Raw genomic sequence first — 11120 nt, forward strand, 5'->3', positions numbered from 1 at the left:
GGGGCCTTCATGTACTTCAGGCGAGCACGGGCCCCACTACCTGAGCCCCGGGGCTATTCGTCGTCCTCTTCGGGCGTGGTCGGGACTTGTTTGCGCGCGACGTAGATGAGCAGCCCGATGATCACCACGGGGCCGACGAAGATCAGGATCTCGTCCCAGCCGCCCTGGTGCATCATCATCACCCGCGCCGCGATGGTCATGAGCCGGAGACCAGTGCGATCCCGAGCGCGGTGTAGGCGATCATCAGCGCCAGCATCGGGTACTGGCCCACCTTGACGTAGTTCGCGCGCAGCACGCCGACGGAACGGTCATGCGCCGAGGTTACGGCGAGAACGTGCCCGGCGACGATTCCGGCGATCTGCACCAGCGCGATCACGCCGGTCGAAACGACCGTGTAGTCGATCGCGCGGCCAAAACCCTGCTGGCCGGAGAACACGGCGAACGAGAAATAGTGCGCGACCGTGTAGCCGACCATGATCGGGATCAGCGACGGCGCGAACGCGGGATACGGGTCGAAACCGCGCCGCAGATATGGCCTGGTCAGGGCGATGGCGCCGGCGTAGGCGCCATAGGTGAGCGCGATACAGGCCGCGAGACCGGCGGTGCCGCCGAGGACGCCGGCGTCCAGCGACGTCCAGAAGGGGAGCCGGGTCAGCCCGTCGAACGCCGTCGAGCCGAGCACCACCAGGATCAGCGCCGTCAGCCAGGGCGCGGGGGAGACAGTGAGCAGGCCGTCCAGCGGGTTTCGGAGCACGAGCCGTCCGTCGGCGCGCCTGCCGAAGGGGGAGAGGGCGGCGATCAGGCGGGCGTAGACCTCGAAAGCGTCACCGCGGTCGAACCAGCGTGGCCCGAAGACCACCCCTAGCGCAATGTGTATAACGGCATATACGGCGCCAAAAAGAGCGATTGCTCGCGGCGAGTCCGAATGTGGGAAGACCAGTTCCAGCCACAAGAACGCCAAGAGGCCGACGATCGCGGGCAGGTAGCCCAGTCGTTCCGGGAGTTCCCGGTGCCGGGCCGGGAACAGCGAAGCGACTGTCCTGAGTGGATTCAGCCGGGTCCACACCGGACCGAACAGCAGGGAGAGTGGCACGAGGCCGACCCAGAACCAGACGTAAAACCACGCGGGGGCGAGGTTGTCCGCCGAACTGTCCGGACCGGCCCACGCCACGGCGAGAAAGCCCGCGAACAACGCGACGCCGAGTACTCGCAGCGTGATCCGGGTGAACGCGCTGTCCACGAATCCTTGTAGGCCAAGGGGGAGCGCGCGGCCGGCGTCGGCGCCGCGAAGTTTCGGTTCCTTCCAGAGAACCGTGAGCGCGAAGAAGGAGACCACGACGGCCGCCGCTCCCGCGTAGAGCGCGAGCCACAGCGGGACCGGGAGATCGGACCGGCCGCCGAGACCGTGCGCCAGGATCATCCGCTCACCCGGAGCTTGGTCACCGCCGCGCCGCTCTTGTGCAGTTCCACCTCGAAGATGCCGTCGATGTTCGCGGTGAACGACACGGTCCCCGGGACGCCGGGAGCGAGCTGGGCGGCCTTGTCGTAGCCGTGGACATGTAGTTCGTCCGCCTGGTCAGAGGTGACCTCCAGCGCGACGTTCTCGCCGGTGCGCACCGCGACCTCTTCGGGACCCGCCGTGCGCTTGCCCTCGGCAATCGAGAACTTCACGGTCCGCGTTCCGGTGTCCGGCGCCGGTTCGGAACCGGTCGATCCCGAACAGCCCGTCACGGCCAGCAGTGCGGCCACGGTGATTCCGCAGATCCCGCCGATCCTCCGCATCGAGGTCCTTTCAAGTCGTACGCCCCACCTTGCCCGGCGGGGACCTTGCCTCTATCGTGTTACCCCAAGGTAACAGTTACTTAGGTTAGCAGGAAGGCGAGCAAGGTGTTCTTGGCTCAGGAGAGCCCGCCTGCCGGCGGCGCGCAATTCGGGCAGATCGTGATCGCGGGCCTGATGTTCACCGCGGTCTTCCTGCCATTGGCTGTTTTCGTCCTCCGCGAACGGGCGGGGAAGCGGACCGTCTTCGGCCGGATCGCCGACTGGATGGGTGACTTCAGCGGTTTGCCACGGTGGGCCGCCCTGCCGATGGTCGTCGCGTTCCTCTCGGGGATGTCGGCGCTGATCGGCGTCTACTGGGACGTGCCGATCCATATGGAACTCGGCCGCGACGAAGGTCCGCTCGCGAACCCGTCGCACTACCCGATCTACTTCGGACTGATGGGTATCTTCGCCGCCGGTGTGCTCAGCGCGACCCTGGCGACGAAGGACCTGCCCAAGCGCACGTTCAAGATCGGTCCGCACTGGCGGGCGCCGATGGGCTCCATCCAGATGATGGCGACCGGTCTGGTCGGTATCGCGGGATTCCCGCTCGACGACGTCTGGCACCGGTTGTTCGGCCAGGACGTCACCGAATGGGGCCCGACCCACGTCCTCATGATCGGCGGCGGCGTCTGCGTGGTGCTCGGTCTGCAGTTACTGCTCGGCGAGGCCCGCCAGGTCGGTGCGACCGGGCCGATCGTGCGGCTGCTCGGCCCGGTGCTCGCCGGTGCTTGGATGATGGGCGCGTCGGCGTTCCTGATGGAGTTCGACCTCGGCGTCCCGCAGTTCCCGATGCTGTCGCAGGTCGTGCTCGTCGGGCTGATCGGCGCCTGGACGCTGACCTACGGACGGCTGTCCTGGGGCCCCGGCGGCGCGCTGATCGTTGTCGCGGTCTTCCTCGCGTCGCGTGCCTCCTTCACCATTATCCCGCTGTTCGCCGACCTCCACGTCGCGTCGCTGCTGCCGTACGTCGCCGAGGCGGTGATCATCGAGATCGTGGCACTGGCGATGCGTAACCGCCAGGGGTACGCGTTCGCCGCTGTCGCCGGTCTCCTCGTGGGGACGGCCGGGATGCTCGCCGAGGCGGCGTTCACCCACTGGCTGATGCCGAACCCGTGGCCGAACGCGGATCTGCCGTTGTTCGTGCTGTTCGGGACCGGTGCGGCGCTCGCGGGCGCGTTCATCGGCGTCTGGCAGTACCAGCGGGTCGAAGAGACGGCGACCCTGGTGCCCGCGACCGGTCCCCGGCACGTGATTGGTCTCGTCGGCGCGCTGGGTGCGGTCGCCCTGATGTCGTCGGTCGCGGTCCCTGGCGACCCGGAACCCGGGTTCACCGCCGACGTCCGGCTGACCGAGGCCGCCGTGGGGCTGCCGATCTCGGATCCGCACGGCGGCGGCACGCCCCGCTGGGTGGACGCGACCGTCACGATCTCCCGGCCCGACCTTGCCGACGACGCCGTATGGCTGAACGGCTTTTCCTGGCAGGGCGGCGACTTCTTCACCGCGCCGCTGGTGAAGATCGGCGAGGGCGTGTACCGCACGGCTCAGCCGCTGCCGGTGTTCGGCCAGTGGAAGACCGGGATCCGCGTGCATGTCCCGAACCGGATGATGGGGCTCGCCCCGATCTACGCGCCTGCCGACCCGGCCGCGAACGCGCCGGCGATCGACGCCGCGTCCGGCCCGCGTGAGTTCATGTCGGAGATCGATTTCCTGCAGCGGGAGCGGAAATCGGAGACGCCTGCCGTGCTGTGGACGGTCGCCTACGTCACCGTCGGGCTCATCTTCGCCGGTATGTGGGCACTGTTCGCGTGGCTCTACGCGGCCGCCGCCACCGCTCGGCGTCGTGAGGCCACCGTCAGCTGAAACCGGAGTGTGGCCGCCGGGTCGTTGCGCGACACGGCGGCCACTTTGCTGTCCGGTATCGATTGAGCATCATCGCGCGCAAGCGTTCTGCAAGCGCGCTCTCCTTGAATGCCCAGGACACAGCGGTTATGCCCTCGTCATACGCCTGAATGGTGACCTAACGCGATGCTGATCTGACGTACAGTTACTTTTGACCACGTGACGGCGTCTTTCGTGCACGTCGGGTATTGGGGAGTCATTGCGCGGTTACCGCGACATGTGGTTACTTTTCCGCTTCGGGGGTTGGATACAGCGAGTTTCGATGGGGTGGTCTTCGTGCGCACAGAGCGTTTTCCCAGGCGACGACGTGGTCTTCGCGTGGTCGCGGTCCTCGCCGCTTCGGCGGTCGCGACGGTGCCGTTCGTGCCCGTCGCGGCGGCGCAGCAGCAGGGCAAGGTGCTGCGGGTGGCGCTCACGACCGGGATCGACCACCTGAACCCGTTCACCGCCGCGCTGTCGGCGGCGACGCAGGTCGGCCGGTTCAACTACGAGTTCCTGACCCTGCCGTCGGCCGAGGACACCCAGCCCACCGGCGGGGTCGCGGAGTCGTGGAAGACCTCGGACGACAAGCTCACCTGGACCTTCACCATCCGTCAGGGGATGAAGTGGTCCGACGGCAAGCCAGTGACCGCGCAGGACCCGGCGTACACGTTCCAGCGGATGCTCGACGACGAGAACGCCCGGACCGCGAACGGCAGCTACGTCGGCAACTTCGCGTCGGTGTCGGCTCCGGACGACAAGACGCTGGTCATCAAGACCAAGGCACCGCAGTCGAGTATGACCTCGCTCGACGTCCCGATCGTGCCCAAGCACATCTGGGAGCCGATCAAGGACCTCAACGCCCCCTCGACCGACGAGATGGCCGTCGTCGGCGTCGGCAGCGGGCCGTACCTGCTGACCGAATACAAGAAGAACGAGTTCGTGAAGTTCAAGGCGAACAAGGACTACTGGCGCGGCGCCCCCAAGGTCGACGAACTGCAGCTGCTGCAGTTCAAGGACGCCGAGGCGGCGGTGAACGCGCTGAAGCAGGGCGAGGTCGACGTCATCAACCGGCTCACCCCGACCCAGTTCGACGCGCTCAAGAGCGAGAAGGACATCACCACGAACAAGGCGCCCGGGCGCCGGTACAACGAGCTCATCATCAACTTCGGCGTCAAGAACGTGGTCGACCAGCCGATCGGTGACGGCAACCCGCTGCTGAAGGACATCCGCGTCCGCAAGGCGATCGCGCAGGCCATCGACACCGACACCATCGTCGGAAAGGTGATGAACGGCTACGGCCAGCCGGGAACCGGCGTCGTCCCCGCGATCTACAAGGCCTACACCTGGTCCCCGTCCGGCACCGAGAAGACCAAGTACGACATCGGCGCCGCGAACGCGACCCTCGACCAGGCCGGTTTCGCGAAGGGCCAGGACGGCATCCGCGTCGCCCCCGGTGGTGCGAAGCTGGAGTTCCGCCTCGCCGGGCACGCCAACCGCCCGTTCGACCAGCGCACCGCACAGTTCGTCGGGGGCTGGCTCAAGGACATCGGCATCGGCGTCAAGCAGGAACTCGTTTCCGACGACGAACTCGACGACCGCACCACCGCCGGTAACTACGACCTGGCGATCTCCGGCTACGGCACGTCGCCCGACCCGGACTACGCGCTGTCGCTCAACACCTGCGCCGGCCGCCCGAACGCCCAGGGCAACGGCGGCACCTCGGCGACCTTCTTCTGCGATCCGCAGTACGAAGAGCTGTACAAGAAGCAGCTGACCGAGTTCGATCCGGCCAAGCGCGCCGAGATCGTCAAGCAGGCACAGGCCGTGCTGGCGAACCAGTACGTCGACGTCGTCCTGGACTACGACAACGTGCTCGAGGCCTACCGCTCGGACAAGTTCGCGTCGTTCACCAAGCAGCCGCAGCCCGAGGGCGCGATCCTAGAGCAGTCCGGCTACTGGGGCGTCTACGGCGCCACCCCGGCGAGCGCCACTCCGGCGGGCGCCACCCCGGCGGGTTCGGAAGACAGCGGCAGCAACACCGGACTGTGGATCGGCATCGGCGCCGTCGTGCTGGTGGTGCTCGTCGGTGGCGGTGTGCTGCTCGGACGGCGCGGCAAGTCCGCGGACGACCGGGAGTAAAGGACCGCGTTGACCCAGGCATCGACTTCCCTCGACCCGTCCTCGGCGCTCGTCGACCCCGACGAGCGCCGGGGCGGGACCGGTACCACCCGGTTCGTCCTCACCAAGATCGGCGAGGCGGTGGCCAGCCTTGTCCTGGTCATCGTTCTCGGCTTCTTCCTGTTCAGGATGCTGCCCGGCGATCCGGTCCGGACCATGGTTCGCGACCGGCCGACCGACGCGAAGATGATGGCGGCACTGCGCGAGCAGATGGGCGTGGACAAGCCCCTGCTGGTGCAGTTCTGGGACTACGTCACCGGTCTGCTGACCGGTGACATGGGCCAGTCCTACATCCTGCGGCAGCCGGTAGCCGGCCTGATCGGTGAACGCCTGTGGCCGACCGTCCTGCTCGTCGGCAGCGCGACGGTACTCGCGATCCTGCTCGGTCTGTGGCTCGGCATCCGGGCGGCGTGGCGACGCAAGAGCACCTTCGACCGCGTCCAGACCGGTATCGCGCTCACGCTGTGGTCGGTCCCGCAGTTCTGGCTGGGGCTCATCCTGCTGGTCGCCACGAACGGGCTCTTCCCCAGCCGAGGTATGCATTCCCCCGACGTCGCACCGGGGTTCTTCAGTGAAGGCCTCGACGTCCTGCACCATTTGGTGCTGCCTTGCCTGACGCTGCTCGTGGTCTTCTACGCCCAGTACATGCTCGTGATGCGGTCGTCTCTCATCGGGGAGATGGACTCCGACTACCTCACCACCGCGCGGGCCAAGGGGCTGCGGGACGAGCTCGTGCGCAAGCGGCACGCCGTGCCCAACGCCCTGCTGCCGACCGTCACGCTCGTCTTCATCCAGTTCGGCATGGTGGTGTCCGGTGCGGTCTCGGTCGAGGCCGTCTTCAGCTGGCCCGGACTGGGACAGCTGCTCTACACCTCCCTCCAGGGGCCGGATCTTCCTCTCCTGCAAGGAGTCTTCGTGGTGCTGGCCGGTGCGGTGGTGCTGATGAACTTGTTCGCGGAACTGCTTTACCGCGTGCTCGACCCGAGGGTGCGGACGACATGACGACAGCGGAGAAACCGAGCGGCATCGTCTGGCGTCGCCGTCGTGAGACGGTGGCGAAACACTGGCGCGAGTTCGCGACCAACAAGGCCGGGCTGACCGGGTTGATCTTCCTCGGCGTCATCACCTTGCTGGCGATCCTGGCGCCGGTCCTGACCGACGAGTCAGGGCTCTACGTCACCAAGGTCACCGGCGGTTCGTTGGAGCCCCCGAGCGCGGAGTTCTGGCTCGGCACCGACATCGACGGGCGATCCGTCCTCCTGATGACGTACTGGGGTGCGAGGATCTCCCTGCTCGTGGGGTTCTCCGCCGCATTCCTCTCGGTGCTGATCGGCACGATCATCGGGATCGCGGCCGCGCATTTCGGTGGCTGGATTTCGAGCCTGCTGCTGCGGTTCACGGACTTCTTCCTGGTGCTGCCGTCACTGGTGCTGGCCGTGGTACTGGCCGCGGTCCTCGACCGGAACACGGCGACCGTGATCATCGCCATCGGCGTCACCGCCTGGCCGAGCACCGCGCGGCTGGTCCGGGCGCAGACCCTGACCATCGAGAGCAGGCCGTACATCGAGCGTTCGAAGGCACTGGGCGGCGGCCACCTGCACATCATCGGCAAACACGTGCTGCCCGGCGTCATGCCGCTCGTGCTCGCCAACACCACGCTCGTCGTCGGCAACGCCGTCATCGCCGACGCCACCCTCGCCTTCCTGGGGGTCGGTGACCCGAACGCCATCTCCTGGGGCGCGATGCTGCAGAGCGCGCTGAACAACGGAGCCATCACCCGGGGTGCCTGGTGGAACCTGCTGCCGCCGGGTATCGCGATCGTCGTGGTGGTACTCGGCTTCACCCTCGTCGGACGCGCGCTGGAGACCGTGCTGAACCCGCGCCTGAAGGGACAGCACTCATGAGCCCCTTGCTGGAACTGAAGAACCTCGGCGTCACCTACGCCACCGGGAGCGGCGAGGTCGCCGCCGTCCGCGGTGTCGACCTCGTGCTCGAACCCGGCGATACCCTCGGGGTGGCGGGGGAGTCGGGCTCGGGGAAGTCGACGGTCGCGATGAGTGTGCTGCGGCTCCTCCCGCGCTCGGCGAAGGTCAGCGGCGAGATCCTGCTCGACGGCGAAGACGTCACGGCCATGAAATGGGGCAGGCTGCGCGCGGTGCGCTGGGCCGAGGCCTCGGTCGTGTTCCAGGGCGCGATGCACGCGCTCAACCCGGTCCGCAAGATCGGGGAGCAGATCGCCGAGCCGATCCGCCTGCACCCGCCCGGTGGCAAGGCGTTGTCCGACGCCGAGGTCCAGGCCAAGGTCACGGATCTGCTCGAACAGGTCGACCTGCCATCCGGCCGGTCCGGCGCGTACCCGCACGAGTTGTCCGGTGGCCAGAAGCAGCGGGTGATGATTGCGATGGCACTGGCCTGCTCGCCGCGGCTGATCATCGCGGACGAGCCGACCACGGCACTCGACGTCATCGTCCAGGCACAGGTGCTCGATCTGCTCGGCAGGCTCGTCGCCGAACAGGGGATCGGACTGATCATGATCAGCCACGACCTGTCCGTGCTCGCCGCGACCTGCCGCCGGATCGCGGTCATGTACGACGGCGAGATCGTCGAGGAACGGCCGAGCGCCGAACTGATGAGCGCGCCGCGGCACGAGCACAGCAAGGCGCTGGCCGCGGCTTTCCCGACCGTGGGTGATCCGGTGTCCCGGTTCGCCCCGGCCACCGGCACGCCACTGCCGCCGGAACCCGAACGCGAGGGCGACCAGCCCGCGTTGCTGGAGGCCGAGGACCTGCGGGTCAGCTTCCGCGACCGGACCGGCAAGCGGATCAACGCCGTCGCCGGGGTGAGCCTGCAGGTGCGCCGGGACGAGATCGTCGCGCTGGTCGGCCAGTCCGGCTCGGGTAAGACAACACTGGCCAGGACGCTGCTCGGGCTGCAGAAACCCGACTCCGGCGCGGTGCGTTACGACGGCAAGCCGGTCCCGCTCCGCGGCGCCGGGCTCAAGGCGTACCGACGGCAAGTCCAGCTTGTCCTGCAGGACCCGACGAGCGCGCTCAACCCGAACCACACGGTGTACGAGGCCGTCGCGGAGGGCCCGCGCATTCACGGCATGGGCGCGAACGAGCGCGAGATCGTCACCAAGGCACTCGAAGCGGCCGAACTGCGGCCCGCCGAGAAGTTCCTGGACCGGCTCCCGCACGAGCTGTCCGGCGGGCAGCGTCAGCGGGTGGTCATCGCGGGCGCGCTCGCGCTGGACCCGGGGGTGATCGTCGCCGACGAGCCGGTGGCGTCACTCGACGCGTCCGTCCGCGGCGAGATCCTCGCGCTGCTGCTGCGGCTGCGGCGTGAGCTGGGTCTCGCCGGGCTCGTGATCACCCACGACCTCGGGCTGGCGTGGAACATCGCCGACCGGGTCGCGGTGATGTACCGGGGGGAGCTGGTGGAGGTCGGTACCGTGGAAGAGGTCCTGCTGGACCCCAAGCACGAGTACACGAAGTCCCTGCTCGCCGCGCTGCCCGGCGGTACCGCCCAGCGAGCGGCGGCTGACCGCTGACCGACGGAATTCCCGTGTCCGAGGCGGGAAACACCCATTGCCGCGCACTCGCACAGGCGCGGTGTGTAACCTCCAATCTCGAAATGGCGACCACGACAGACTCCCCGCAGACGCCCTCGGCCGGTTCGCTCGGCGAGCGGCTCCGGGTGCCTTCCCGGTTCCCGTACCGCACCATCGCGATGGGAACCATCGGCAGCACGCTGCTGATGCTGGCCGCACTCGGCGCCGGTGGCATCCTCATCCGTGACCCGATCCTGGGTCACGGTCCGCTGTCGTGGATCCGCTACGGCCACGGCCGCGTCCTGGCCAACGCGATGCTCTACACCGGCTTCGCGCTGATCATCTGGGCATGGGTCCGGTTGGGCCGCTACGCGCTCGCCGGCCGGATCGGCAGCCGTCCGATCGTGATCGCCGCGGCCTGCTGGATGGCGCCGCTGCTCGTGTCGCCGCCGCTGTTCACCCGCGACGTCTTCTCCTACCTCGCGCAGGGTGCGCAGCTGCTGAACGGGCTTGACCCGTACGCCAACGGCCCGGCCGAACTGGAAGTGCTCCCGGACGTCGTGCAGAACGTCCACCCGCTCTGGCAGACCACGCCCGCCCCGTACGGCCCGCTGTTCCTGCTGGTCGCGAAGGGGATCGTCGCGGTCACCGGCAACGACATGATCGCCGGCGTCATCGCGACCCGCCTGGTGCTGATGATCGGCCTCGTCGGGATGCTGTGGTCGCTGCCGCGGCTCGTCAAACACCTCGGCGGCAAGCTGCCGATCACGCTGTGGCTCGCCATCGCCAGCCCGATGACGGTGATCCACCTCGTCGGCGGTCCGCACAACGACCTGCTGATGCTCGGCTTCCTCACCATCGGCGTACTGGCCGCGCTGGAGCGCAAGCACGTCCTCGCGATCGTCCTGGTCACCATCGGCATGCTGATCAAGCCGACCGCGGCCTGGGCACTGCCGTTCCTGGTCTGGGTATGGGCAAACCACCTGCCCGGTGACCGGAAGGTGGTCAACTTCTTCCGCGCGGGCGCGGCTTCGGTCGGGATCTTCCTCCCGGTGTTCGTCGCGGGAACCTGGATCTCACTGGGCTCGGTGAACCTCGGCTGGCTGACCGGCCTCAAGGCGCCGACGCTCATCGCGAACTGGATGAACTTCCCGACCGGGATCGGCGAAATCTTCTACTCGCTGGTGAACCTGGTGATCGACGTCGAGGTCTCGCCGTTCGTCACCGTGTTCCGCGCGATCGCCATGGTCGGCCTGTTCGTCTTCGCCGGCCGTCAATGGTGGCTGGCCCGCGACGGCGGCAACCCGGCGATCCACCGGATGGCGATCGTCCTGCTGGCAGGCGCGATCGTCCCACCACCTTCGCTGCCGTGGTACCTGACCTGGGGTTTCGTGGTACTGGCCGCCTTCGAATGGCGGCGCCGCAACCTCGCCGTCGTCGTCGCGGTCTCGGTGTTCGTGACGCTGGTGTACTACCCAACCGGTGAGCAGGCGCTGTACGACTGGTGGTTCATGGCGGGCGTCGTCGCGGCGAGTGTCTACGCGGCCGCTTCGCTGCTGCGGCCGGATCCGCTGGGGATCATCGCCGCCTGGCGGGGGAAGCCGGTGGAGCAGTTCCTGCCCGCCGAGGCCCCTCGATCCTGACTTTGCCTATCTCGGTCCTGAAGCGCGTGAAGGCCCCCTTCCCT

The 11120-nt window shown here is 67.9% G+C and carries 9 protein-coding genes; 6 read left to right on the forward strand and 3 right to left on the reverse strand.

Annotated elements, in window-relative coordinates; genetic code table 11:
• Positions 1-53 precede the first annotated feature (53 nt).
• From AB0M65_RS37350 to AB0M65_RS37360, 3 genes are read right to left on the reverse strand one after another with little or no spacing between them, the layout of a single operon-like run.
• Positions 54-200 carry a hypothetical protein gene (locus tag AB0M65_RS37350; RefSeq protein ID WP_162835874.1) on the reverse strand — a complete coding sequence of 49 codons (147 nt, stop codon included), beginning with the start codon at positions 198-200 and terminating at the stop codon, positions 54-56.
• Positions 197-1420, reverse strand: a complete 1224-nt coding sequence (locus AB0M65_RS37355; RefSeq protein ID WP_364039073.1) for a hypothetical protein — start codon at positions 1418-1420, stop codon at positions 197-199. The genes AB0M65_RS37350 and AB0M65_RS37355 overlap by 4 nt, the downstream gene beginning before the upstream one ends.
• Positions 1417-1782: a hypothetical protein gene (locus tag AB0M65_RS37360; RefSeq protein WP_364039076.1), complete on the reverse strand. Its 366-nt coding sequence runs from the start codon at positions 1780-1782 to the stop codon at positions 1417-1419. The genes AB0M65_RS37355 and AB0M65_RS37360 overlap by 4 nt, the downstream gene beginning before the upstream one ends.
• Before the next feature lie 105 nt (positions 1783-1887).
• Here AB0M65_RS37360 and AB0M65_RS37365 point away from each other — a divergent pair, with 105 nt between their 5' ends.
• The 6 genes from AB0M65_RS37365 (at position 1888) to mptB (ending at position 11076) form a co-directional block, all read left to right on the forward strand.
• Positions 1888-3684 carry a hypothetical protein gene (locus AB0M65_RS37365; protein WP_364039079.1) on the forward strand — a complete coding sequence of 599 codons (1797 nt, stop codon included), beginning with the start codon at positions 1888-1890 and terminating at the stop codon, positions 3682-3684.
• A 357-nt stretch (positions 3685-4041) separates the two neighbouring features.
• Positions 4042-5844 carry an ABC transporter substrate-binding protein gene (locus AB0M65_RS37370; protein ID WP_364039082.1) on the forward strand — a complete coding sequence of 601 codons (1803 nt, stop codon included), beginning with the start codon at positions 4042-4044 and terminating at the stop codon, positions 5842-5844.
• A 9-nt stretch (positions 5845-5853) separates the two neighbouring features.
• On the forward strand, positions 5854-6885 hold the full coding sequence (locus tag AB0M65_RS37375) for an ABC transporter permease (protein ID WP_364039085.1): 1032 nt from the start codon (positions 5854-5856) through the stop codon (positions 6883-6885).
• Positions 6882-7787 carry an ABC transporter permease gene (locus AB0M65_RS37380; RefSeq protein ID WP_364039088.1) on the forward strand — a complete coding sequence of 302 codons (906 nt, stop codon included), beginning with the start codon at positions 6882-6884 and terminating at the stop codon, positions 7785-7787. Before AB0M65_RS37375 ends, AB0M65_RS37380 begins: the two co-directional genes overlap by 4 nt.
• Positions 7784-9433: an ABC transporter ATP-binding protein gene (locus AB0M65_RS37385; RefSeq protein WP_364039091.1), complete on the forward strand. Its 1650-nt coding sequence runs from the start codon at positions 7784-7786 to the stop codon at positions 9431-9433. Before AB0M65_RS37380 ends, AB0M65_RS37385 begins: the two co-directional genes overlap by 4 nt.
• An 83-nt stretch (positions 9434-9516) precedes the next feature.
• Positions 9517-11076 (forward strand): polyprenol phosphomannose-dependent alpha 1,6 mannosyltransferase MptB, encoded by a 1560-nt coding sequence (mptB, locus tag AB0M65_RS37390; protein ID WP_364039094.1) that lies wholly within the window; start codon positions 9517-9519, stop codon positions 11074-11076.
• Positions 11077-11120: the final 44 nt, after the last annotated feature.

This window comes from Amycolatopsis sp. NPDC051071 (assembly GCF_040682875.1).
GTDB lineage: Bacteria > Actinomycetota > Actinomycetes > Mycobacteriales > Pseudonocardiaceae > Amycolatopsis.